At 40.6% G+C, this 22,066-nt stretch carries 28 protein-coding genes; 3 read left to right on the top strand and 25 right to left on the bottom strand.

Annotation, left to right across the window (positions count from 1 at the left end):
• Positions 1 to 3 precede the first annotated feature (3 nt).
• The 8 genes from AC0VYV_RS03440 to AC0VYV_RS03405 form a co-directional block, all read right to left on the bottom strand.
• Positions 4 to 540, bottom strand: a complete 537-nt coding sequence (locus tag AC0VYV_RS03440) for a redoxin domain-containing protein (protein WP_430246831.1) — start codon at positions 538 to 540, stop codon at positions 4 to 6.
• A gap of 3 nt (positions 541 to 543) precedes the next feature.
• The gene (locus tag AC0VYV_RS03435) at positions 544 to 966 is read right to left on the bottom strand and encodes a YueI family protein (protein WP_404683982.1); all 423 of its coding nucleotides are present in this window, start codon (positions 964 to 966) and stop codon (positions 544 to 546) included.
• A gap of 131 nt (positions 967 to 1,097) precedes the next feature.
• Positions 1,098 to 2,366, bottom strand: coding sequence for a M48 family metallopeptidase (locus AC0VYV_RS03430; RefSeq protein ID WP_475366546.1), 1,269 nt, complete (start codon positions 2,364 to 2,366; stop codon positions 1,098 to 1,100).
• A 211-nt stretch (positions 2,367 to 2,577) separates the two neighbouring features.
• Positions 2,578 to 2,829, bottom strand: coding sequence for a hypothetical protein (locus AC0VYV_RS03425; protein WP_194220228.1), 252 nt, complete (start codon positions 2,827 to 2,829; stop codon positions 2,578 to 2,580).
• Between the two features lie 132 nt (positions 2,830 to 2,961).
• Positions 2,962 to 3,834: a Cof-type HAD-IIB family hydrolase gene (locus AC0VYV_RS03420; RefSeq protein WP_475366545.1), complete on the bottom strand. Its 873-nt coding sequence runs from the start codon at positions 3,832 to 3,834 to the stop codon at positions 2,962 to 2,964.
• 203 nt (positions 3,835 to 4,037) lie between these two features.
• Positions 4,038 to 4,160, bottom strand: coding sequence for a hypothetical protein (locus tag AC0VYV_RS03415; protein ID WP_255622949.1), 123 nt, complete (start codon positions 4,158 to 4,160; stop codon positions 4,038 to 4,040).
• A gap of 91 nt (positions 4,161 to 4,251) precedes the next feature.
• Positions 4,252 to 4,557 carry an AzlD domain-containing protein gene (locus tag AC0VYV_RS03410; RefSeq protein WP_194220230.1) on the bottom strand — a complete coding sequence of 102 codons (306 nt, stop codon included), beginning with the start codon at positions 4,555 to 4,557 and terminating at the stop codon, positions 4,252 to 4,254.
• The gene (locus AC0VYV_RS03405) at positions 4,550 to 5,254 is read right to left on the bottom strand and encodes an AzlC family ABC transporter permease (RefSeq protein ID WP_475366544.1); all 705 of its coding nucleotides are present in this window, start codon (positions 5,252 to 5,254) and stop codon (positions 4,550 to 4,552) included. The genes AC0VYV_RS03410 and AC0VYV_RS03405 overlap by 8 nt, the downstream gene beginning before the upstream one ends.
• A gap of 111 nt (positions 5,255 to 5,365) precedes the next feature.
• On the opposite strand from AC0VYV_RS03405, the gene AC0VYV_RS03400 reads away from it, so the two are divergent.
• Both AC0VYV_RS03400 and AC0VYV_RS03395 read left to right on the top strand, forming a co-directional pair.
• The gene (locus tag AC0VYV_RS03400) at positions 5,366 to 5,935 is read left to right on the top strand and encodes a helix-turn-helix domain-containing protein (RefSeq protein WP_430246839.1); all 570 of its coding nucleotides are present in this window, start codon (positions 5,366 to 5,368) and stop codon (positions 5,933 to 5,935) included.
• Between the two features lie 69 nt (positions 5,936 to 6,004).
• On the top strand, positions 6,005 to 6,178 hold the full coding sequence (locus AC0VYV_RS03395; RefSeq protein ID WP_430246841.1) for a hypothetical protein: 174 nt from the start codon (positions 6,005 to 6,007) through the stop codon (positions 6,176 to 6,178).
• 55 nt (positions 6,179 to 6,233) lie between these two features.
• Here AC0VYV_RS03395 and AC0VYV_RS03390 read toward each other — a convergent pair whose 3' ends face one another.
• From AC0VYV_RS03390 to AC0VYV_RS03345, 10 genes are all read right to left on the bottom strand, one after another.
• Positions 6,234 to 7,631 carry a dihydrolipoyl dehydrogenase family protein gene (locus AC0VYV_RS03390; protein ID WP_475366543.1) on the bottom strand — a complete coding sequence of 466 codons (1,398 nt, stop codon included), beginning with the start codon at positions 7,629 to 7,631 and terminating at the stop codon, positions 6,234 to 6,236.
• On the bottom strand, positions 7,631 to 8,782 hold the full coding sequence (locus AC0VYV_RS03385; protein WP_475366542.1) for a dihydrolipoamide acetyltransferase family protein: 1,152 nt from the start codon (positions 8,780 to 8,782) through the stop codon (positions 7,631 to 7,633). The genes AC0VYV_RS03390 and AC0VYV_RS03385 overlap by 1 nt, the downstream gene beginning before the upstream one ends.
• Before the next feature lie 14 nt (positions 8,783 to 8,796).
• Positions 8,797 to 9,792 carry an alpha-ketoacid dehydrogenase subunit beta gene (locus AC0VYV_RS03380; protein ID WP_475366541.1) on the bottom strand — a complete coding sequence of 332 codons (996 nt, stop codon included), beginning with the start codon at positions 9,790 to 9,792 and terminating at the stop codon, positions 8,797 to 8,799.
• Positions 9,789 to 10,853: a pyruvate dehydrogenase (acetyl-transferring) E1 component subunit alpha gene (gene pdhA / locus AC0VYV_RS03375; protein WP_475366540.1), complete on the bottom strand. Its 1,065-nt coding sequence runs from the start codon at positions 10,851 to 10,853 to the stop codon at positions 9,789 to 9,791. The genes AC0VYV_RS03380 and pdhA overlap by 4 nt, the downstream gene beginning before the upstream one ends.
• A 23-nt stretch (positions 10,854 to 10,876) precedes the next feature.
• Entirely contained in the window at positions 10,877 to 11,983 is a 1,107-nt protein-coding gene (locus AC0VYV_RS03370; RefSeq protein ID WP_194220260.1) for a Glu/Leu/Phe/Val dehydrogenase, read from the bottom strand.
• A 19-nt stretch (positions 11,984 to 12,002) separates the two neighbouring features.
• Entirely contained in the window at positions 12,003 to 12,398 is a 396-nt protein-coding gene (locus AC0VYV_RS03365; RefSeq protein ID WP_475366539.1) for a thioesterase family protein, read from the bottom strand.
• A 213-nt stretch (positions 12,399 to 12,611) separates the two neighbouring features.
• A complete protein-coding gene (locus AC0VYV_RS03360) occupies positions 12,612 to 13,406 on the bottom strand; it encodes an ABC transporter ATP-binding protein (protein ID WP_194220237.1) in 795 nt (264 codons plus the stop codon).
• Positions 13,372 to 14,406 (bottom strand): ABC transporter permease, encoded by a 1,035-nt coding sequence (locus AC0VYV_RS03355; protein ID WP_475366538.1) that lies wholly within the window; start codon positions 14,404 to 14,406, stop codon positions 13,372 to 13,374. The genes AC0VYV_RS03360 and AC0VYV_RS03355 overlap by 35 nt, the downstream gene beginning before the upstream one ends.
• 102 nt (positions 14,407 to 14,508) lie before the next feature.
• Complete coding sequence (locus AC0VYV_RS03350) at positions 14,509 to 15,480, bottom strand: ABC transporter substrate-binding protein (RefSeq protein WP_475367449.1); 972 nt, start codon at positions 15,478 to 15,480, stop codon at positions 14,509 to 14,511.
• A gap of 228 nt (positions 15,481 to 15,708) precedes the next feature.
• Positions 15,709 to 16,677 carry an NAD(P)H-dependent flavin oxidoreductase gene (locus AC0VYV_RS03345; RefSeq protein WP_194220239.1) on the bottom strand — a complete coding sequence of 323 codons (969 nt, stop codon included), beginning with the start codon at positions 16,675 to 16,677 and terminating at the stop codon, positions 15,709 to 15,711.
• Positions 16,678 to 16,847: 170 nt separating this feature from the next.
• On the opposite strand from AC0VYV_RS03345, the gene AC0VYV_RS03340 reads away from it, so the two are divergent.
• The gene (locus AC0VYV_RS03340; protein WP_475366537.1) at positions 16,848 to 17,372 is read left to right on the top strand and encodes a gamma carbonic anhydrase family protein; all 525 of its coding nucleotides are present in this window, start codon (positions 16,848 to 16,850) and stop codon (positions 17,370 to 17,372) included.
• A gap of 41 nt (positions 17,373 to 17,413) precedes the next feature.
• On the opposite strand, the gene paaX is transcribed toward AC0VYV_RS03340, so the two are convergent.
• From paaX to paaB, 7 genes are all read right to left on the bottom strand, one after another.
• A complete protein-coding gene (gene paaX / locus AC0VYV_RS03335) occupies positions 17,414 to 18,307 on the bottom strand; it encodes a phenylacetic acid degradation operon negative regulatory protein PaaX (protein ID WP_475366536.1) in 894 nt (297 codons plus the stop codon).
• 94 nt (positions 18,308 to 18,401) lie between these two features.
• Entirely contained in the window at positions 18,402 to 19,178 is a 777-nt protein-coding gene (locus tag AC0VYV_RS03330; protein ID WP_430246862.1) for an enoyl-CoA hydratase-related protein, read from the bottom strand.
• 138 nt (positions 19,179 to 19,316) lie between these two features.
• A complete protein-coding gene (locus AC0VYV_RS03325) occupies positions 19,317 to 20,090 on the bottom strand; it encodes an enoyl-CoA hydratase/isomerase family protein (RefSeq protein WP_430246864.1) in 774 nt (257 codons plus the stop codon).
• 19 nt (positions 20,091 to 20,109) lie between these two features.
• Positions 20,110 to 20,430: an EthD family reductase gene (locus AC0VYV_RS03320; RefSeq protein ID WP_194220243.1), complete on the bottom strand. Its 321-nt coding sequence runs from the start codon at positions 20,428 to 20,430 to the stop codon at positions 20,110 to 20,112.
• A 25-nt stretch (positions 20,431 to 20,455) separates the two neighbouring features.
• On the bottom strand, positions 20,456 to 20,929 hold the full coding sequence (gene paaD, locus AC0VYV_RS03315; protein WP_194220244.1) for a 1,2-phenylacetyl-CoA epoxidase subunit PaaD: 474 nt from the start codon (positions 20,927 to 20,929) through the stop codon (positions 20,456 to 20,458).
• Positions 20,930 to 20,947: 18 nt separating this feature from the next.
• On the bottom strand, positions 20,948 to 21,724 hold the full coding sequence (gene paaC / locus AC0VYV_RS03310) for a 1,2-phenylacetyl-CoA epoxidase subunit PaaC (RefSeq protein ID WP_475366535.1): 777 nt from the start codon (positions 21,722 to 21,724) through the stop codon (positions 20,948 to 20,950).
• Positions 21,724 to 22,065, bottom strand: coding sequence for a 1,2-phenylacetyl-CoA epoxidase subunit PaaB (paaB, locus tag AC0VYV_RS03305; protein ID WP_303533085.1), 342 nt, complete (start codon positions 22,063 to 22,065; stop codon positions 21,724 to 21,726). The genes paaC and paaB overlap by 1 nt, the downstream gene beginning before the upstream one ends.
• Between the last annotated feature and the right edge of the window lies 1 nt (position 22,066).

Genomic DNA, 22,066 nt, shown 5'->3' with positions numbered 1-22,066 from the left:
CTATTATTTTACTTGATCAAGCCATGTTTCCATATCTTTCAGCGTAAGAGGCCCCACTCGTTTCTCACGAATAATTCCTTCTTCATCAATCATAAACGAAGTTGGCATAGAAATAACCTGGTAGAGATTCTCACCTACGTTACCTTCTCGATCCATAAGAACTGGGAAGCGAAGCTCATGTGATTCAACAAATTTTGGAATCGCTTCTTTCTTTGGCTCGTATTTAGTGAAATTAACGGATAGAACTGTTACTTCCTCACCATGAACATCAGCAAATTTTTGGATATCCGGCATTTCTTCTTCACAGGGTGGACACCATGTCGCCCAGAAATTAAGAAAAACGGGTTCCCCTTCATAATCTGAAAGACTCACTTCTTCTCCATCTAGGGTTTCTAAGTTAAAATCTGCTGCCTTATCGCCAACTTCCGTTCCTACACTTCGATCGGCGATAACTGTATTATAAATCCCCCATAGAAGAGCAATCGCGAGAACGATTAGCACAAACTTCTTAATCATTTTCATTCGATCTTTTTTATTCATACTCTAGTCCAACGAAAAGCGATCATCACGAACAAAGATCTCTTCTCGTTCAATCGCATCCTGCTTTGAGGCTAGGACAAGTCCAAGTGGAGTATCTGTTTCTTTATCATTCACAATCGTGAATGATAGGGAAGCTTTGCTCGCTTCTTTAATATATTTTGAAAGCATAGAGTAAGATAAATCCCCATTTAAATATAGAATGCCATTCCGAATACGCTTCATTTCATTAATCACTTCTTGATATACGTTGTTTTGTGCAACCTGCCTTTTTGTAAGAGCAACATATACACGCTCTCTAAAAGTTGATAAGAACAACGCTTTTTCTGCCGGTTTTAATTCTGGCGCACCATAGATTCCAGCATCAAGTACTCTCTTAATATCTTCGTTCACGTTTGCCACCTCATCATGTAAATTGCTTTGTTTCATTGACTTCTACCTTCATCCTATACTATCTCCACTCATTCTTAAAGTGAAGGTTCTGTTAAAAATGAAGGCATGTATCTTGAAACAGGATTCCCTCTCAAACTAAAGATGATTCAATGCAAAAAGATGCCCCATCATTCCGTGGGGGCATCTTCTTCATAGTCATTCAACATAATCAACCGTTCCATCATCGTTGGATGACCATATTTAAAATATTTCACAATGAAAGGCGGATTTACTTCATTTAAACTATTAACCGTCAGCGTTTGAAAGGAACCAATCGCTGCATCCACATCACTGGTCATTTCAATGGCATATTCATCTGCCTCCATCTCAGCATGCCGAGAAACCGCAAGTTCTACCGGACTCGCAATAAAAGACATGATCGAGAAAAGAAGCAATAATGCTGGTAAAGATGCAAGATCTGATTCTGAGTGAATCCCCCATGAGTCGCCCCATTTTCGAATCATCTTCCCGAGAAGCCGATATGCCAGGTATAACCCTATAAAACTCGTTGCTAGAGCGCCAACTAAATTTCCATATAGATGATTCATAACATAATGACCCATTTCGTGTGCCATAATAAAAAGCACTTCGTCATCATCAAGCTTATTTAAGGTCGTGTCCCAAAGAACAATTCGTAAATTGTCGCCAATACCAGATACATAAGCATTCATTGCATTCGTTTTTTCTGACATATTCACTTCAAAAACACGGTCTGCAGGAATATGAGCCGTATCAGCCATACTGAGTATTTCTTCTTCTAATTCTTTGTCTGTTAATGATGTAAAGTCGTTGTATAAAGGATCAATTACGACCGGCTGAATATACATCATAAAAGCAAGGTACGGAACCATTAATCCCCACGCAATGAGCCACCACTTTTTCTTAAAACGATTCATTAGTGCATAAAGGACACCGATAATAAGGGAGGTAAGCAAAATATCAATCCAGAATGAGATCATATCATCCTTCATCCAACCCGAAAAGGATTGCGTGTTAATCCCATATTTAACGGATAAAGACCTCGCCCAATAGTGCAGTGGAAATGTTAGTAACCATGTAAAAGCCGTTAATAAAATGATATACAACGGAACAACGACTATCCGTTTTTTTGAAATACCTTCACCGAATTGTTTAAAGAGCTTTGATAATCCAAACCAGAGAACGCCAAGATAGATGAGCCATTCATATGGAATCGCAATAAACGAGAGAAAGCTTCTGTAGCGTGAATATTCCTCCGATAATTCTAACTGCCTGTCTGTCATAAATGTTGCTGGATCTGCCGCTGTTCCCTTGTATGCTTCAGGTACCCCGAAGTCCGCCCAATTAAATAAATAGAGTCCCAGGATCAGGGCGTAAATGGAGAATCCCAGAATGAGCCAGGTTATGCGTTTCTTCATCTTCATTCTCCTCCCGATACGATCTCATTATCAATAGTACGAGCAAAACAACTTTTTAGAACCTTTCCCCTTAACGATTGCGAATACTAACTACTCTTCTATGTAGTTTCTACAAAACATGCCATTCTCTTTCAAGCCTAACCAAATCTTTCTTTCACTCTTTCCATATAGAAAGCCGACAGAGTGACCTGTCGGCTTTCTATATCTTTTATTAGCTTTCCGCGTACGCGTTCGTTCTATCATAGCTGTGATCAAATCGATTGAGAATCCCACAAACGGGACACTCTGCAAGAACTTGCAGTTCAACAATTGGCGCCTGACTACTTTTCGTCGTAATTCCAGTTGCCTCAACCCGTTCTTCCATAGATACATGTTCTTTTGCAATTGGAATAAACCACGTATACTCAGTCTCACACATTCGACACGTTGCTTTTTCTTCAATTTCGGTTGGCTTTAATGTCATTTTTTCCAGCTCCTTTAGCAGAGTAATTCAAAGACTGCAGAAACAAGGCCCGGAAAACCTCCAATAAAACTGGGAATCCCTTCCTGTAAAGAGGGTTCCCGTTGTGAAAAAAATCAAACATCTTTCACAAGGTTAATTAGACAGTAAATCTTCGTCCATTAATTTATATATGGCATGAGCAACGCCATCATGCTCATTGGTTTTTGTAACAAATGAAGCCTGTTTTTTTATTTGCTCGTCCGCATTTCCCATTGCAATAGGATAGAAGGCTTTATTGAACATCGAAACGTCATTATAGTTATCGCCAATTGCGGCGGTTTGCTTCATATCCAGCTCCATTTGCGCTACAAATGTTTCAAGCGCAAGTCCCTTCTGAGCATCTTCATGATTAATTTCCAAGTTTTCTTTACCTGAAGAAGTAACCACAGTTTTTTGTACATTTTCAGCTGCAGATGCCGCTCGCCCTAATCGACTTTCATCAAAACAGAAACTAAGGAATTTATACACATGTAGGCTTTCATCTTCTAGTAGTTCATCAAAATCATTAATGGCTTTAAGTGATAAGCTTTCGAACTGACGCTTTGCTCCAATCTTCAATTCTTCTGGAGTTAGGGCGGGATTCGAACTCTTCATCATATCCATGATTAAATCAATCGTTCCTTCATAATCGTGCGTGAAAACACCTTTATTTGTAAATAGCTGATAATAAATCTCTTCACTATCAAGTATTTGTTTAATCGATTGGACTTGTTGACGATCAAGGTAAATGGCGTGCAAGATCTCTCCTTCAACAGAGCGAATCTCTGCGCCGTTATAGCAAATAACAGGAACTTCCAATCCACTTCCTTCAAGTGGCTTCATCGCACCATCATAGGCCCGACCAGTGTTAAGAACAACTGTTATCCCCTGACTCTGTGCCTCTCTAATCGCATTAACATTCTCAAAGCTGACTGTTTGTTCATTCGTTAAAAGTGTTCCATCCATATCAATTGAGATACATCTCATTAGGGCAACATCCTTTTCTATTTGGTCCAATCCTTCTTTCAAACTTCTTAAATAGTATAGCAAACGTAATGCTTGTATAAAAAAATAAACGATGTTGATATTTGGCTCATTTAACCCCTGTGACGAACGATCGAATGAACCGAAAATCGAATATAGCTCTAAACAAATAAAAAAGAGCTTTCAAGAAAGCTCTTAACAAAACGTTACTTTTTATTTTGAAAGAAAAAGTCAATGAATGAGGATATTACTTCGACAGATTGGAACCAGACGAGTGACACAGCGGTCATTGAGAAAAACCCAACCATCAAAATACGAAACAAATGCATGTTTCATTCCTCCTCTTTAACTCTCGATATTAGGTTTGATTTATTTATATCACAAAAATCAAAAAATTCAAATCAATTAATTTCACATTTGCTAAATAAAATAGGCATACGTACTGAGCACTGCAACAGCAAACATAACAACAACAATTAAATTCGCCCCAAGGTATGCTGCAACGATTGCTGCCACTGCCCCAATAACACCAAACATCATATCATCATTGATTGTTAAAATACCCGGAAAGATGAGCGCACCCAAAATCGCGAAGGGAACGTTCTTTAGTACATTTTGAATAACAGGCGGTATTTTATCAGAATTAAAGAATACGAGTGGAATCATTCTTGGAATATAAGTGACAACTGCAAGTCCGACAATAAGCCAGATCATAGAATTACTCATTCGTTCCCCTCCCTATAAACCATTCAACAATTATGGATGACAGCAGAGTGGCAATCACGATAGCCCAACCTGTTGGAAACTGAGCCAACGTAAGAATGCTATTAAATATTGCAGCTAACCCTGCAAGAAAAAGCACCTTCCGACTTTTTTTAGCAGACGGAATAAGTAACCCTACAAACATGGCATAAAGCGCAACACTCATACCCTGCTGAATCACTTCAGGTAGATTTGCCCCAGCAATGTATCCTCCCCCTGTAAAGATGACCCAACTCGAGTAGGAAATCAGACATAATCCAAACATATAACCTGTCGTGAGAGCACCTTTTTTTGTTGCGGAAACGGTAAACGTTTCATCAGTAATTCCGAAGGCGTAAACGGCTTTTTTCCATGGAGTATCTACCTCTACTTTTTCATTTATAGAGGCACTCATCAATAGGTGGCGAATATTAACAATAAAGATTGTAAAAATAATTTCAAAGGCACCTGTCCCAATGGCAATTAAGCTAAGCGTAATGTATTGAGCAGCCCCTGCAAAGACGAGAATACTCATAAGGACCGCTTCATAAAGCGTTAGTCCTGTTGTTCTTGCAAGTAAGCCAAATGTGAGAGCAACCGGCATATATCCGACCGCTATGCTTACACCTGCTTTTAATCCATCTACAAAATCAGAATGACTCTTTGTTACGATAGCCTCCACTTTATCCCTCCTATTGCTACAAATTGTTCAATATATTAAACTTATTGTATGTTATATTAAACAAATTTTCAATATAAGGATAAATATGTAACACTAAAAGAGGAGTATTCAATGGAAAACCAATCCCTAACAAAACAAATTGGCGAAAAACTAAAAAAGCTTCGTCTTGAAAATAAATTAAGTCTCGATCAACTATCCGCTCGATGCTCAGTAAGCAAGCCAATGCTTGCTCAAATCGAACGAGGTGCTTCAAACCCAACCGTTAATACACTATGGAAAATTGCAAATGGACTTGGCGTGTCTTTCACGGCATTCATCGATGAAGAACAGCCTGTTATCAAGAAAGTCAATCGATCTGAAATCGAACCATTAATTGAAGAAAGCGGAAAAATGAAGGTGGTCCCGCTCTTTCCGATGGAACCAGGAAAATCGTTTGAAACGTTTTATATTGAACTTGAACCAGGATGTGACTATCATTCTAATCCACATCCTGATGGTGTTGAAGAATATTTATTTATTGAAGAAGGCAGTATGACCCTTGAGGTTGATACGCAGTCATACATCATTTCTAGTGGAGAAAGTTTAAGATTCACTGCAAATTATCCACATTATTATCGAAATCCTTACAGTGAATCATGTAAAGCTATGATGATCATTCACTATCCGAGTTCTATACGTTAAGACAGAGAGTTATACGGAAGATATAGTTCTCCCCATTTAGTTCAGAAAGTTCTTTAGGAGGTCTTTGTGATGAGGAAAGCTTTATTTATAGTGACTCTACTGATTGTAGTAGCTTCTTTCTCCATCAACCTTTTTATCGAAAACAGTTCCCTACAAACAATCATCAACATGACAGGATTAGTTGCTATACTCTTACTAGCTATTTTTACAAGGAACCGAACGACTAGTATTAAAAAACATTGAATTACCCCATGTAAAAGACCAGGCGAGCAAATATTTTCGCTCGCCTGGTCTTTTATCATCTAACTTTTGTTTTCACTACTGATTCAACAGTCATTTCAACCGCTTCTGTCCAGGCTTCACCATATCCTGGATGCGGGGAATAAGGATAGATAAAATCTTCGTCTCTTGCCCCCATCTCAAGAGCTAGCGTTGCTTTTTCGATCAGTTCAACAGCACCAGCACCCACAGCATGAAATCCTAGAAGCACATGACTTTGTCGATCTCGAATGACTTTGATCCGACCTTCTTTATGGCCCATGACTGTTGCATAACCATTTGCTTGCATAGAAGAACTTGCCGTCATAAACTCATACCCTGCTTCTTTCGCTTCTTTGTCCGTTAAACCTACAGATGCTACCGGAATTTGAGTTTGGATGACTTGCGGAAGACAATCGAGCGTAAATGCGGCTTTTATACCGCAGCAACGATCCGCCGCCGTCTTCGCCTGCTTAATTCCCTTCGCAGCAAGCGAGGGTCCCACAGTTACATCACCACAGGCATAGATCATTGGTATTGACGTTTCACATCCCTCAGAAATGTGAATATATCCATCATCTTGTAAGTCTATTCCCGCTTGATCCAATCCAAGCGAATCACTATTATGAATCCTTCCAATCGAATAGGCAATTATTTCTGTTTCTAATTCAACGTTTTCTCCGTTTTGGTTACGGAATATCAATCCAAGACCATCGTCCTTTACACTGCAATCAGATACTCCTCTGAACACCTGAACCTTTTGCTTTTTAAATTGCCTTTTGCATTCACGTTGAATGCTTTCATCCCATTCAGAAAGAATCGCTTCTTGGTCTGTCACAATCGATACGTCTACACCTAGCGAGCGAAACGTACTCGCCGCCTCTACCGTAAGATAATCTGCTCCAAAAATAACAAGTCGATTAGGCAGGGAGGATAACGCATAGAGCTGTTCTACAGGAAAAATGTTTTCTTTTCCGATTGAAATGAAGGATGGGGTTTTGGGTCGACTCCCTGTTGCAATAATCGCATCGTTAAATGACCAAACTTCAAATTTCTCCCCTTGTTCTACACCAATTCGCTCAGAAGATAAAAACGCTGCATGTCCCTTTACACAGTCAATGTTATTTGACTTAAAGCGCATCTCAAGACCTTTTTCCATGGAATCGATCATGCGATTTTTCTCGCTATGCCATTTTTCCATAGAAAACGATGAAGCTATCGTTACCCCTGGAGCCGTTTCCTTCATTTTTCTCGCTGAAGATGCCAGTAGTTTTGATGGTATACATCCTCTATGAAGACATTCCCCACCTGATCGAGATCGATCTACCATAGTAACGTCTCTTCCATGCTTCGCAAGTCGAAGAGCGGCTTCATAACCAGCTGGCCCTGCGCCAATCACGACAACATCTTTTTCATGAATGATCTCACCTACAACCATTAGACAAGCTCCGTTATAAATAGAGAAGGTTGTTCGATCAATTCAATAAAGCGATTCGTAAAGCGCATAGATGTCCCTCCATCTGCGATACGATGATCAAACGTCATTGATATCGACATTATTGAGCGAATAATGATTTCGTCTTTTTCCGTAACAACTGGCATTTTTTTTGTTTTATGAAAAGCAAGTAAAGCCGCTTCTGGATAATTAATAATCGGCGTAGCCCCAGTGCTACCAAGCGGTCCTGCGTTACTAATCGTAAATGTACCAGATGAAAGGTCTTTGCTCTTGAGCTGATTACTCATAGCAGATTGATGGAGGTTTTTCATCTTAGTGTGAATGCCTTTAATTGAAAGTCTGTCACAGTCGTGAATAACAGGCACAATGAGCCCTTCCTCCGTATCCGTTGCTAAACCAATATGGATATCAGGGTTTAAATAAATGAGACCTTCCTCTTCTTTTAATTCCGAATTGAAAATGGGATATTCCTTAAGTGCAAGGCATACTGCTTTAATATAAAAGGCAGCAACAGAAATAGATACGCCACTTTTTTCTTGAAGAGTCTTTTTCATCTCTAATACATTCGTCACATCTACTTCGTCAAAATGTGTAACATGAGGAATTGTGAGAGTGGATTTTTTCATTTTTGCTGCGATTTGTTTCCGTCTCGCTGAAAATGGAATGGTATCAGTTTGTAATAGATTCGTTTCGTTTGCTTTTTCTTGCTCTTGAGGCTCTCGAGGACTTTGTAACGTGGCAATATGTCTTAAAACATCTTCGTCTGTAATGCGTCCCCCTGGCCCGGTACCTGTTACCCTCTCGATATCAACGTCATTTTCTCGCGCTATTTTCCTCGTGAATGGGGCAGCTAAAATTCGTTTCGTTCGGTTTGGAATAAGCGTTTGCTCCACGTGTTGAGAGATTGGAGAGATGGTTAATAACGTACCCCCCACTTCAACTACTTCACCTGCTGCTACATGAATTCTTTCTACTTTCCCCGCTAGCGGAGATGGAAGCTCAGCGGTTACTTTATCAGTCTGCACTTCGACCAACGGCTGATCAATTATGACTTGATCACCTGGTTTAACAAGAAGCTGTACAATTTCACCTTCTGACATTCCTTCTCCAATGTCATGCAATTTCACGTCCATATACGATCCCTCCTTTAGAAGCGAACTGTTTCTTCAATCGCCTGCAGAACTTTACTAGCATCAGGTAGATAATCATCTTCAAGCGTAAATAACGGCACTGGCGCATCGTAGCCCGTTACTTTTTTTATCGGTGACTTCATATAGAGAAACGAAGTATCGTTAATGATTGAGATAACTTCACTTCCTACTCCTCCAGATGATGCAGCTTCATGAATGATAACCGCTCTCCCAGTCTTTTGGACTGAATCAGAGATCAATTCTTTATCAAGAGGATAGAGACACCTGAGGTCAATCACATCACACTCAATCCCATTGGAAGCTGCTTTTTCAGCAGCTTGCTCAGCCACTTTCATCATAGCTCCCCAAGCAAAAAGAGAAACATCACTACCATTACGCCGTCTGTACCCTTTGCCTAGTGGTATCGTATAACTTCCCGTCGGTACATCACCTTTGCCTGTGCGATACATCCTCATAGGCTCAAGAAACAGGACTGGATCAGGATCTTTTATACTGCTAATAAGGAGCCCTTTTGCGTCATGTGGCGTTGATGGCACGACAACTTTCAACCCTGGTATGTGAGCAAATAGCGCTTCTGTACTATCGCTATGAATTTCTGGTGCTCTTACACCGGCTCCATAAGGCACTCGAATCGTCAGTGGTACTGTATAACGACTTTGTGTTCTCGTTCGAATTCTCGTCGCATGTGTCATAATTTGATTAAATCCTGGATAAATAAAGCCAAGAAACTGAATCTCCACAACTGGTATAAAACCATTCATCGCAAGTCCTATCGAAGTTCCTATTAAGCCTGACTCTGCAAGCGGCGTGTCTATGATTCTGTCATCACCAAAAAGTTCATAAAGCCCATCTGTGGCTCTGAAAACACCGCCATTTCTCCCAACATCTTCCCCTAGCACAAGAACGGACTCATCTTCTTCAAGCATCACCTTTAAAGCTTCCGTAATGGCCTGCACCATCGTTAGCTTTTTCATATTCACCGCTATACTCATTTTTCACTCTCCTTGTGAAAAAAGCGCTCTTTTTGTTCCTGCACTGGCCAAACGCTAGTGCCGAACACATGATCAAACATAAGAGCTTCATCTGATTTCTTTGTCTTTTCCATTTCCGAGACAGCAGTATTTAATCGATCTTCTGCTTCGTTCTTGATCTGTCCCACCCAATCAGATTCCCAAGCATTTCGAGCTTTAAGATATTCCTCCACTCTCTTAATTGGATCTTCCACCTGTCTTCTCCGTTCACTTTCCCCCTGATCGCGATATTTCGAAGGCTCATCTGTCGTCGTGTGTGCCCCATAGCGCCACGTAACGGCCTCAATTAACGTTGGCCCTTCGCCCTTCCTCGCTCGCTCTACGGCTTTCAATGTTTCACTATAAACAGCAAAGACATCATTGCCGTCCACTCGTACGCCTGGCATATCATAACCAAGTGATTTCTGAGCTATCGTCTTAGAGTTCATTTGTCTTTCAAGAGGAACGCTGATCGCATACCCGTTGTTTTGGTTAAAGAATACAACTGGGATTTGAAACACACTTGCAAAGTTTAGCCCTTCATGAAAATCCCCTTCAGATGTTGCCCCGTCACCGAAATACACTATAGAAACTCGATCGCTTCCTTTTTTCCTCTCCGCCCACGCTGTACCTGTAGCATGAAGAATTTGCGATGCGATAGGTACAGATGGCGGAAAAATATGTTTACCCTTTGGTGGGACACACCCCTCAATACACCCTTTCCAATATAGAAAAATATTAACGAGGGAATGTCCGAAAGCAGCTGTTGCAGCATGATCGCGATACGTTGGGAACATCCAGTCTCCATCTTCTAAAGCAAGCGCACTTCCGATTTGAGAAGCTTCCTGACCCTCGAATGGAGCATACGTACCAATTCGTCCCTGACGCTGAAGATTGACTGCTTTTCGGTCAAACATGCGTGAGAACGTCATTTGCTCATAAAAGCGCCTGGCGTTCTCTACTGTGACATATTCACTTTCTTCCAATTGCCTACCTTCCCCATTAACGAGTTGTCTCAACGGAAACTGCTCAGCTAGATCCATTGACATCCACCTTTCATTCTATTTTAAGAGCGAACTGTCCATTTTCCAGGTTTCTTATGTGCAAAAAAACTATTTCTTCGTTTCCTACTTTCCAAACGCTTTTCGCAAAAAAGATTCGCTGCTTTTATCGTAGAAAAAGAATGCGTCTCTGCTTGCTCAAAAATAGATAGCAAGGTGTCATAAATGGCTTTGGTTTTTTGCAATACTCGTTTTGGATTTGGCGTATAAAGCTCATCAGATACTTGAATCAAACCGCCGCTATTTACTATATAATCAGGAGCATAAAGTATGCCGCGTTCATTTAACAAATCACCATGCTCATTTGTTAAAAGCTGATTGTTAGCAGATCCAACAACTGCCCGTACTTTAAGCTTATGAATCGTTTGGTCATTAATTATTCCTCCAAGGGCGCAAGGAACAAATACATCAGCATTCGCTTCATAGATTTCGTCTCCAGAAACAACCTTCACCCCACGGTTTAGGTCAATAGCTCTTTGAATCAAACGGTCAATCGCATGCTGATTAATATCTGAAACAATTAAATCTGCACCTTGCTCTAGAAGCAGTTCTGCTACTTTATATCCAACTTTCCCAAGCCCTTGAATAGCGTAAGTGCGCCCTCCTAGCTCTTCTGAACCAAACACAGTTTTGTTTGTAGCCTGTATTCCATAGACCACACCGTTAGCGGTTGGAACTGACGAATCTCCACTTCCGCCATACTCTTCCGGAACACCGACAATGCAGCTGCTTTCTCTTAATGAATGAACGAAATTATCAGGAGTCGTTCCCATATCTGTACCAGTGTAAAACCGCCCGTTCAACGATTCGACAAACTGGCCAAATGCGCGAAAAAGCTCTGGAGTTCGATCTCTTAGCGGATCCCCGATGATGACTGCTTTTCCACCACCAAAGTCAACATCTGCTGCAGCGCATTTATATGTCATCCCTTTTGACAGCCTTAACACATCTTCTATCGCATCATCGACCGTTTCATAAGGTCTCATTCTACAGCCTCCAAGCGCCGGACCAAGCGTTGTGTTATGTATGGCAATGATGGCTTTTAGACCTGTATCGACATCATTACAAAAAAGTAACTGTTCATGCTCTATGATTCGATCAAACACGATTATCACCCCTTTATGAAATCGCTTACATTTTAGTGCTTGCTAATTTTTCATCGATAACGTTCTTAGGAAGAATGAACTGAATCACTTTCCCTGTCCCGATAAGTTCTGATCCTCTTTTCACGTCTACTCGACTAATGACAGATTTGTGTGTTAGCGAAATGATAACGGCAAAGATCTCGACCATTTGTCCTTCGCAAGCTGGCCCTAGATGTTTTACTTCAATCCCCCCACCAATGCCTTCCTCTTCTTCTTCAAGAAAAGGAAGAATTAGCTGTCTTGCTGCCCATTCCATATGGTAAACCATCGAAACAGTTGAATATGCCTTGTGGACTACTTTTCCTTCAAATTTTGCATACATGTCAGGGGTTACCTCTATTTGAATAACAGTACTTTGGCCGATCGTAATACCACTCTTCACCTGCTTCACCCCTTTAACATCACACTATAATATATGACGTTTATTTAACGATATAATAACATTGCGTATATTAACCGTCAATAAATTGTCAAAAAAATCAAAACAATAAAGTGAACTTCAAGATTATGAGTCAATTGACGAGCTATTATAGGAACAAATCCCCCACTTCATATTTCGCTAAGTGGGGGCTCTTACTCTTATTATCTAACTTCACTATCCTAACAGGGCGCGATCATTTGTCATTTTGGCCCCTTTTATTCGCTGGAATTCATGAAGTAACGCTTCAATCGTTAAGTTCTGTTTATCCTCTCCTTCTACTTCTAAGATAATTTTACCGCTATCCATCATAATTAAACGGTTCCCTAAATCTAAGGCTTGTTGCATATTATGAGTAACCATGAGTGTCGTTAAGTTCGTTCGCTCCACAATTTCTCCGGTTAGTTTTGTGATTAGGGCTGCTCTTGCTGGGTCAAGTGCTGCAGTATGTTCATCTAATAAAAGCATTTTTGGTTCTGTAAAGGTCGCCATTAATAAGGAGAGCGCTTGTCTTTCTCCTCCTGAAAGCAAACCAACTTTTGCGGATAAGCGATCTTCAAGGCCGAGGTGAAGTGTTTCGAGCGCTTCCTGAAAAGTTGTTTTCAGTTTCTTCGTCACGCCCTTCATTAACGTTCGTCTCCGATTTCGATTATAAGCTAATGCTAAATTTTCTTGTATCGTCATCGATGGCGCTGTTCCAGCCATCGGATCCTGAAAAACGCGCCCGATCAATTTTGACCGCTTATATTCTGGTAAACTTGTAATCTTTTTTTCATCAATGAATATGTCCCCAACGTCAGGTGTTAAGACGCCAGATACCATATTCATTAAAGTCGATTTACCAGCCCCGTTACTTCCAATAACGGTTACAAAATCGCCGGTTTTAAGGGTTAGGTTAATGTCTTCTAACGCTACTTTTTCATCCAGAGTCCCTTCGTTAAATACTTTGTGAATTTGATTTAGTTGAAGCATACCCTTCGTCCCCCTCCTTCATTTCTTTCAATTTCACTTCTTGCTGGAGGCGTTTTCGTTTTTTACGGTTTCGCTCTTTCTGACCATCAATTAATTGTGGAAGAACAAGTGCAGCAATAACGATAATTGCCGTAATTAATTTCATGTCACCTGTTTCAAGAAAATCCACTCGGAGGGCAAGACTCACAACAATACGATAGACAATTGCGCCACCTATAACTGCGAATGTGGTCACAGCTATCGTCCTTGTTCCAAAGATAGCCTCCCCAATAATAACCGACGCAAGACCAATAATGATCATTCCGATTCCCATACCCACATCTGCAAATGAACTATACTGAGCAATTAACGCTCCTGCTAACGCAACAAGTGCATTTGAAAGTCCAAGTCCAATAATCGTTAGCCTATCCGTATTTGCTGAGAAACTCCGAATCATTCGTTTATTGTCACCTGTCGCTCTGAGGGCAAGACCAATTTGAGTACGTAAGAAAAGATCAGTCAAAATTTTAATCACTGTCGTAACAACAAGCATGCTTATTAATATAGCCCATGTTGAAGTGAGATTTCCTAAGCCAATACCTGATGCCATATTATTTAAAACCGAATCAAGTCCCGATGTCTCAAAAAAACTTTCTATCTTTGTGAAAATGGATTCTTCATTTAAGAGCGGAACGTTCGATCTCCCCATTATTCTTAAATTGATTGAGTAAAGAGCAATCATCATTAAGATTCCCGCAAGAAGAGGATTAATCTTCCCCTTAGTATGTAGAAGACCCGTCACACAACCCGCTAAGAAACCTGCTCCAATGGCTACAAGCGTAGCAAAAAAGGGATTAGTCCCGTTTACAATCAGAATAGCAGCAATGGCTGCCCCTGTTACGAAACTTCCATCAACAGTTAAGTCTGGAAAATCAAGAATTCGAAATGATAAATACACTCCAAGTGCCATAATGGCATATATAATGCCAGATTCTATTGCCCCAAACATTGCTGAGCCCATCTTAAGCGCCCTCCTCTTCCCTATCATTTGAAAGCACGTTCATAGTCCATCTGATAAAAATAGGTTCGAAAAAGAAGCTCTCTCTTTTTCGAACCTAATGATCTACTCGATATATTCCCCCATCTCTTCCCATTCTGTCTTCACTTCGATGCCCATTTCTTCTGCCGCTGTTTGATTCATTTTAAGTTTTAAATTCTGAGGGTATTGAACGGGGATATCTGCCGTCGTCTCTTCCCCCTTCAAAATTTTCGCAGCCATCAGGCCAGCTTCATATCCAATATCTTTATAATCAAAGCCATATGCTGCAAATGCTCCTCGGCTAACAGAATCGAATTCTCCTGCGAACATCGGAATATCTTTATCATTCGCTACGCTGATTACCGACTCAAGTGCTGATACGACAGTATTGTCAGTTACAATGTAGATCACGTCCACCTTACCAACAAGTGCTTCTGCAGCCTGTTTAACTTCAGCTGAAGTAGAGACACTTTTCTCAACAGCCTTCATATCTGTACCTTCCATCGCTTCTTTTACAATGTCCACTTGCGCAACAGAATTTTGTTCACCAGCATTGTAGATGAGTCCTACATTTTTTGCGTCAAATTCACTTGCTATAAATTCAATTGTTTTCGGAATGGCTTCTGGATGTGTATCAGTCGTTCCCGTAATGTTCTCTCCTGGCTTATCAAAATCTTCAACAAGCTTTGCACCGACTGGATCAGTCACGGATGTGAAAAGAATTGGAATATCTGAGGTCGCATTTAATGCAGATTGTGCACTTGGTGTTGAATTAGCAAAGATTAGGTCCACTTCATCTCCAACTAGATTTTGTGCAATCGTATTGCTATTGTTCATATCGTTCTGCGCATTTTGAACATCGTAGGAAATGTTCTCGCCTTCTTTAAATCCATTCTCTTCAAGCGCCATTTTAAATCCTTCATAAGCAGCATCTAGAGAAGGATGTTCAACAATTTGAGTCACGCCAATTGTATAAGACTCCTTATCCTCTGCTTCTCCACTACTAGAATCCGTGTTTGATGAGGAATTGTTCGTTCCGCAACCCGTAAGAGCCATCACACTAACTAGAGAAATACCTAACCATTTTTTCCAGGATCTCAAACGCCTGTCCTCCCCCAAATAAGTTTTCTAAACTTATTGTTGTTATATTCTTTATCCACTGAAAATTCTTGACTAAACCGGGATATCGTATCGTTATGGTACACTTGCTATTCTAGCTTGTCAACGAGTATTCAAACAATTTGAATTATTTAATATATTTTAAAAATAACACTTGATATATGACTACTTCTTCATAGATATTTTCTCAAACTCTTCCAGTTTATTTTTATAAATTAGTAATGCTCCTTCAACCATGTCTTCAAATAGTTTCTGGACAGAAGGAATAGATTTGACTATCCCACTTATTTGTCCTCCATTAATAAATCCATCTCCAAGTCGTCCTTCTACTGCTCCTATCCGATGTTTCTCTTCATCAGTCATCGCCGCAAAGTCTTCAGGCTTTACTCCACTTAATTCAGCTTTTAATAACTGATCTGCGTATTCAGTTCTCAAAACCCTTCTCACTTTTCCAACAGATCTCCCAACGATAACTGTTTCAGTATCGTTAGCTTCTAGAAGCTTTGTTAGATATCGCTCATGATATGGCGATTCTTCTGTCGCAATTAATCGTGTACCCATCTGTACTCCTTCTGCCCCAAGAGCTAAGGCTGCAGCAAACCCTCTAGCATCTCCAATCCCACCTGCTGCAATAACTGGTATTTGCACACTTGCGACGAGCTGAGGAATCAGGGTCATCGTAGTAATCTCTAGTGGAGAATTAATTCCAGCTGCTTCATACCCTTCTCCTACGATTAAATCTGCACCGGATTCTTCTGCTTTTTTCGCTTGTTTGACACTAGCTGTTACACAAATAACTTTTATACCGCACTCTTTAAGAAAGGGAACATAAGGTGCAGGATTTCCTGCGGAAAGAGAAACAATAGGAACAGCATGTTTTACTGCAAGTTCACACATCCCCTTTAAATCTGTTGTAACAGTAATTGGTATGTTGAGAGCAAATGGTTTAGCTGTTCGCTGTTTCATATCAAGAAGGAGGCTCTCCACTTCTTCAAGACTAAGCGTTCCAGTTCCAATCGTTCCTAGTCCTCCTGCTTCAGATACCGCCGATGCAAGAATCGGACTCGAAATATTCCCCATTCCCCCCTGTATAATTGGATAACGAATGGAAAATAGCTGACAGACTCTTTTCATTTATATCCCTCCTTTCATTCATATAACGATAATGATACGAAACAAAACATTCGTGTTATACTTATTAATAACATTCAAAGAAGATCAACATAATTCCTGCTTAATATGAAACTTCTATTTTGAAACAATGAAAAAATAGTTTGCAAGCTAAAAAAGAAGGGAGAGCAACTATGTTATTTTCGTATAATCGTATAGCACCTACTCTCGCTCCAAATGTTTTTGTCGCACCCGGCGCAAAAATCATCGGAGATGTCTCAATCGGAGAGGACTCTACAGTTTGGTTTAACGCTGTTTTAAGAGGTGATGAAGCACCGATTAGTATCGGGAAAGGATGCAACATTCAGGACAATTGCACCTGTCATCTATTTGAAGGGTATCCTCTCGTTCTTGAGGATGAGGTATCAGTTGGTCATAACGCCATTCTTCATGGTTGCACCATTCGAAAAGGTGCTCTAGTCGGGATGGGGGCGATCATTCTTGATGGAGCTGATATTGGAGAAGGTTCTTTAATTGGGGCACATACACTCATTCCATCAGGTAAAAAAATCCCGCCAAACAGCATGGTGCTTGGCTCACCAGGTAAAGTAATTCGTGAACTAACAGATAAAGATAGAGAACTGATTAAGCTAACCATTGAAACTTATAAAACAAAAGGGAAAGAATTTAAAGAAAGCTCGTTCGAAATAAAAGAATAGAAAAAAGAAGGAACTGGAGGTTAATCCTCCGTTCCTTCTTTTTATAGGCGATCCGTTAAGAGAGGATGCTGTAATGCATCATAACCGTTATCTTTGTTTGTTAACTCATTTCCTTCTTTAAAGATTTCTTCAAAGAAGCGAGAAGCCGGCTGGGCAAGTGTTCTGTAATAGTCACTAAATAACGTAGCCGCATGCTCACCCGGCCACTCTTCAGGTAATAGTTCTGAGGGAAGTCCTGGATCAACGAAGAGAAATTTTCTATATTCATGAACCAGCTTTGCCCGTTCAACAAAGCATTCCCCATCACTCATCTTACCTTTTTCAATTTTACTTCGATCAATCACATAGCGCTCACTATACATTTGGATGAATTCACGATATTTATTACTAATTTCATTCAAATCCCAGCATTCCTCTACAAGAGCCATGCTCTCGTGCGGTCCTTTGTAATCGGCTATGAAGAAATGGATATAATCACGAATATCATACTGCTCAATTAGCAAATTCACCTGTTCTTCAAGATGGTTGGGAGATAGCCATAAACTAGCAGAAGAACTTCCAAAACCGCTCCACACTAACTCTTTACGCAGCTCATCGCGAATATGACGTTTCTCTTCAGGAATGTTATAAAGCAACATTCGCCATCTTCCGTCCCACTCTGAAGGTTGAAGCTTAAATATTCTTCGCGCAGCCTCATCCATCCTTCTAACACCGCGGTCTGTTAAGTAATAAAAACTTTTGTTACCTTCTTTCCTGGATTCCACCCAACCTTGTTTACTCATTCTTGAAATGGCCGCTCGAACAGATTGATCGTTATGACCAAACTCTTTCAAAAGACGAATCAGGCTTCCGATCCAAATTTCATTTCCATAATGTCTGATATATTCTCCATACAGTGTAAAAATCATTGATCTTGTATTTAAACCTTCACTCATCATCATACCCCCGCTCGTCATAACTTCATTCCGTTATGAATACGTCGCTTAAATATGATGTTATACTACCAGAGCCATTGGTCCAAAGCAACTTTTACTTTCCTTTAAACACTGGTTTTCTTTTCTCTGCAAAAGCATCTAACGCTTCGAGACGATCCTCTGTTGGAATCGTTACTTCATATGCTTTAGATTCAATAGCCATACCAGTATGACGGTCTACATTCATACCTTCACGAACGGAAAATTTCGCCTGCTGTACCGCAATAGGAGCATTTTGACAGATCTCTCTCGCTAGCTCTTCACACGTACCTAGTAAATTCTCACGAGTCGTAACACCGTTTAAAATTCCGTAGTCGTAGGCTTCTACAGATGATAGTTTGCGAGCAGTTAAAACTAATTCCATTGCTTTCGCTGTTCCAATCAAACGAGGTAACCGTTGCGTTCCTCCCGCACCAGGTATGATGCCAAGACTCGTTTCAGTTAAGCCCATTTTTGTTCCTTCGACGGCAAATCGAAAATCACATGCAAGAGCGAGCTCAAACCCTCCCCCAAAAGCAAAACCATTCAGCGCAGCGATCGTTGGCTGGGGAAGCGATTCAACAGAGGAGAAAACCTCACGAATCTTCTTCACATTTCGCCGCACCTCACTCTCAGAAAGTGTTCGCCTTTCTTTTAAGTCCGCCCCTGCACTGAAAGCCCTTTCACCAGCTCCCATAAAAATAACGGCTCGCACCTCTCGATCCGAGTAAATATCATCAACAATGCCTTGAAGAACTGAGAGTGTTTCATAATTAAAACAGTTTAATACATCTGGACGATTTAACATTACGTATGCCACATGGTTTTTCATTTCATATGTAACGACAGCCATTAAAAAAACCTCCTCTATGTTTGTAAGCATAGGAAAGAGCCGGGGGAGCTGATTGCGCAATCAACCACCACGGCTACTTTCACTCTATAGCATCTATTCTTGATTTACCCCCATTTTCCTGCTTTTTTCTCTCATAACTTAACTGCCGTGAAAAACTGGTTTACGTTTCTCGGTAAAAGCTTGAATGCCTTCAAGATGATCGTTCGTTTTTCCGGCTTCTCCTTGAGTCACAGCTTCCATCTCAAGTACTTCATCAAGATTACTTTCCCAACTTCTTTGAAAGTTTTGCTTAATGTGCTGCACCGCTTTAGGAGGAAGACTAGCTAAGCGATTGGCAAACTGATTCATTCCTTGCTCCCAATACTCATTTGAGAACATGTCTGTCACAAGACCAAGCTCTTTGGCATCTGCAGCACTTACTTTCTCTCCAAGCATAGCAAGCTCCAGTGCTTTCGCATGACCAAGTAATCGCGGTAGAAAGTAAGTGCTCCCAGAATCAGGAACAAGCCCAACATGAACAAAAGCCTCAATAAAGCTTGCACGCTCATGAGCTAACCGAAAATCACACGCTAGAGCAAGACTCATTCCAGCACCCGCCGCTACTCCATTCACAGCAGCGATCACCGGCTTACTTGATGACGTTATTTCTTTCACCATTGGGTTATAAGTAGATCTGAGCATTTCCGCGTGATCCACACCTTCTTCAACGCTACTTAAATCTTGACCAGAACAGAAAGCTCTTCCATTACCTGTAATAACAATGCAGCGAACCTCTTGATCGTTTGTTGCTTGATTGACCGCTTTCGCTACTTCTTTGTTCATCAAAGATGTAAACGCATTCAATTTATTCGGTCGATTTAGACGAATCCAACTTACACGATCTTTCACTTCATACTCAATCGTTTCGAACATCTTATTAACACCGCCTCTTCTACTTTGTATCTGCTGTCTCTCCAACTTCTTCGCCAACCATTAGTGTGACAAGATCTCCCGCAAACCCCATCAAATCTTTCCCTGAGGCTTTTCCTTCTTGCGACTTCATGCCAGCTTTCATCGCTTCGTGATCTTCATAATACATTTCACACATAAGATAGTAGTCACTTTTCCCCATTGGTGAACCAACTATTTTAGTTACTTCCATTTTTTTAAGACCGGGAATTTTTGATGTAATCGGAGCATGTGTATTAAAGTAGTGTTCATCGAACTTTTGAGCATTTTCCGGTTGTTTGTACAATGCGATTAATTTGACCATTCTTCATCAACCTCTCTCATTTTAATTAAATCGACACAGGCTTCATCGCTTCAAATGGATTCTTACACGACCTGCAATACAATATACTTCGACAAGCAGCTGGCCCAAAAATATTGTCCATCGTTGTATAAACTGATTCACAATAAGGACAGGGTACTCTCCATTCCTTCCCATCGTGTTCTTCTGGGGGAGCAATGCCAAACTTTTTCAACGCTTCTCTTCCTTTTGTAGAAACAAGGTCCGTTGTCCAGATCGGATACCGAATGAAAGTGACAGTTACAAAATCCACTTCAGGAATACTTTCTACAGCCAACTCAATATTCCTTTTGATCATATCTAGGGCAGGGCAGCCAGAGAATGTCGGCATAGCTTCAATTGTCACTCGGTGATTGGAGGTGTGAACTTCGTGTATTATCCCAAGATCAACAACGCTTACAACTGGAATTTCAGGATCCTTTACAGTTTCAAGAACCTCCATGACTCTTTCTTTAAGAAACATTCTATGTTGTCCCCCTCCTTACCACTCAGCTGCAGGCACAGATTGATAGACTTCTGAAAGAGTAAGCAATGCTGTCATTAAATGCGTTGTATGAATCCCGTTTCGTCCATCTCCTTGCTTCATGCCCATTGTAAAAGTAGACTCTTTTTTATTTAAGTATTCGATAAAACGTTGCTTAAGAATTTCCTCGCCTTCAATAAGCGAGAGGCGCACCATTTGATCTCCTAAACGACCGTATGAAAAAACGCCACTTAGATCTTCAAGTACGATGCTGATCGCCTTCTCCATTCTGATTCTCGCTTCAGAAGTGCTATTCATTAGCTGTTCATACCACACTTCCCAGTGCATCATATGGTAGCTCATTTCAATAGAGATTTTTTGAACAATGTGTTGAAGAGGCTCATAGGATTCTTGTTTAATAGAATCAAGCCGGATTTTTTTTGCGAGAGTATAAAAGTAATTTCGGACAACAGTAAAAGCCCAATCATACGATGGATTTTCTAAATAGGTCCCCGTTCCATTCGGTAACTCCACAAGCACAGAATTACGAAAATGCTCATTTGATCGTTGATGTGTTAAAACATCAGTCTCGCCTTCACCAAGCTCTTCTAACAATGAATAATAAAGTGCTGCATGCCCCATTAAATCCTGGCTAATCGATGCAAACGCCACATCTTCTTCGATATGAGGAGCGAGGCCGAGCCATTCTGAACCCCGATAAGCTAGAATAAAGTCATCATCTGCTAATTGATAGATTAGTTCAATTAAGCATTGTTGATATTCCACAGACTTCATTACCCCTCGCCTCCTCCCATAATGTCTTTTTCAGTGAGCTGTTCTTGCTCATACTGACGCCACTTTTTCCTTAAATAGCCGTATCCCTTAGTCTCACGATAATTCTTCTCCAGATGCTTCATTGCCTCTCGTTCCTCTTGACTCATCCGTTTAATATGATCACGTTTCACTACCCAAATATCAGCTGCCTGCTCTCTCCTAAAAAAATTTTCTTTCGCCATAATAAAGGCGAGCTCACGATTAGGTGCAAGAAGACTAAACTGATGCTGTAGTGATGCGGTATCCGTCTTCTTACTAAAAACCTCATAAACTTCATAAAACTGATTATTTTCTTCACTCACA

The sequence above is a fragment of the Anaerobacillus sp. QJM3NY_17 genome (assembly GCF_056173665.1).
Note: the sequence above shows the minus strand (reverse complement) of the source record. Positions and strands in the feature narration are given on the sequence as shown.

Excerpts from the sequence above, each read along its gene's own strand:
- paaC (WP_475366535.1), bottom strand. The coding sequence starts at position 21,724 with ATGAAGTCTGTGGAATATCAACAATGCTTAATTGAACTAATCTATCAA.
- pdhA (WP_475366540.1), bottom strand. The coding sequence starts at position 10,853 with ATGGATCTAGCTGAGCAGTTTCCGTTGAGACAACTCGTTAATGGGGAA.
- AC0VYV_RS03345 (WP_194220239.1), bottom strand. The coding sequence starts at position 16,677 with ATGAAAAGAGTCTGTCAGCTATTTTCCATTCGTTATCCAATTATACAG.
- paaD (WP_194220244.1), bottom strand. The coding sequence starts at position 20,929 with ATGTTTCTTAAAGAAAGAGTCATGGAGGTTCTTGAAACTGTAAAGGAT.
- AC0VYV_RS03380 (WP_475366541.1), bottom strand. The coding sequence starts at position 9,792 with ATGAGTATAGCGGTGAATATGAAAAAGCTAACGATGGTGCAGGCCATT.
- paaX (WP_475366536.1), bottom strand. The coding sequence starts at position 18,307 with ATGAGTGAAGGTTTAAATACAAGATCAATGATTTTTACACTGTATGGA.
- AC0VYV_RS03355 (WP_475366538.1), bottom strand. The coding sequence starts at position 14,406 with ATGGGCTCAGCAATGTTTGGGGCAATAGAATCTGGCATTATATATGCC.
- AC0VYV_RS03395 (WP_430246841.1), top strand. The coding sequence starts at position 6,005 with ATGAGGAAAGCTTTATTTATAGTGACTCTACTGATTGTAGTAGCTTCT.
- AC0VYV_RS03360 (WP_194220237.1), bottom strand. The coding sequence starts at position 13,406 with ATGCTTCAACTAAATCAAATTCACAAAGTATTTAACGAAGGGACTCTG.
- AC0VYV_RS03420 (WP_475366545.1), bottom strand. The coding sequence starts at position 3,834 with ATGAGATGTATCTCAATTGATATGGATGGAACACTTTTAACGAATGAA.
- AC0VYV_RS03415 (WP_255622949.1), bottom strand. The coding sequence starts at position 4,160 with ATGCATTTGTTTCGTATTTTGATGGTTGGGTTTTTCTCAATGACCGCT.
- AC0VYV_RS03400 (WP_430246839.1), top strand. The coding sequence starts at position 5,366 with ATGGAAAACCAATCCCTAACAAAACAAATTGGCGAAAAACTAAAAAAG.
- AC0VYV_RS03330 (WP_430246862.1), bottom strand. The coding sequence starts at position 19,178 with ATGGCTGTCGTTACATATGAAATGAAAAACCATGTGGCATACGTAATG.
- AC0VYV_RS03440 (WP_430246831.1), bottom strand. The coding sequence starts at position 540 with ATGAATAAAAAAGATCGAATGAAAATGATTAAGAAGTTTGTGCTAATC.
- AC0VYV_RS03320 (WP_194220243.1), bottom strand. The coding sequence starts at position 20,430 with ATGGTCAAATTAATCGCATTGTACAAACAACCGGAAAATGCTCAAAAG.
- AC0VYV_RS03325 (WP_430246864.1), bottom strand. The coding sequence starts at position 20,090 with ATGTTCGAAACGATTGAGTATGAAGTGAAAGATCGTGTAAGTTGGATT.
- AC0VYV_RS03390 (WP_475366543.1), bottom strand. The coding sequence starts at position 7,631 with ATGGTTGTAGGTGAGATCATTCATGAAAAAGATGTTGTCGTGATTGGC.
- AC0VYV_RS03340 (WP_475366537.1), top strand. The coding sequence starts at position 16,848 with ATGTTATTTTCGTATAATCGTATAGCACCTACTCTCGCTCCAAATGTT.
- AC0VYV_RS03350 (WP_475367449.1), bottom strand. The coding sequence starts at position 15,480 with ATGGCTCTTACGGGTTGCGGAACGAACAATTCCTCATCAAACACGGAT.
- AC0VYV_RS03385 (WP_475366542.1), bottom strand. The coding sequence starts at position 8,782 with ATGGACGTGAAATTGCATGACATTGGAGAAGGAATGTCAGAAGGTGAA.
- AC0VYV_RS03425 (WP_194220228.1), bottom strand. The coding sequence starts at position 2,829 with ATGACATTAAAGCCAACCGAAATTGAAGAAAAAGCAACGTGTCGAATG.
- AC0VYV_RS03430 (WP_475366546.1), bottom strand. The coding sequence starts at position 2,366 with ATGAAGAAACGCATAACCTGGCTCATTCTGGGATTCTCCATTTACGCC.
- AC0VYV_RS03435 (WP_404683982.1), bottom strand. The coding sequence starts at position 966 with ATGAAACAAAGCAATTTACATGATGAGGTGGCAAACGTGAACGAAGAT.
- AC0VYV_RS03410 (WP_194220230.1), bottom strand. The coding sequence starts at position 4,557 with ATGAGTAATTCTATGATCTGGCTTATTGTCGGACTTGCAGTTGTCACT.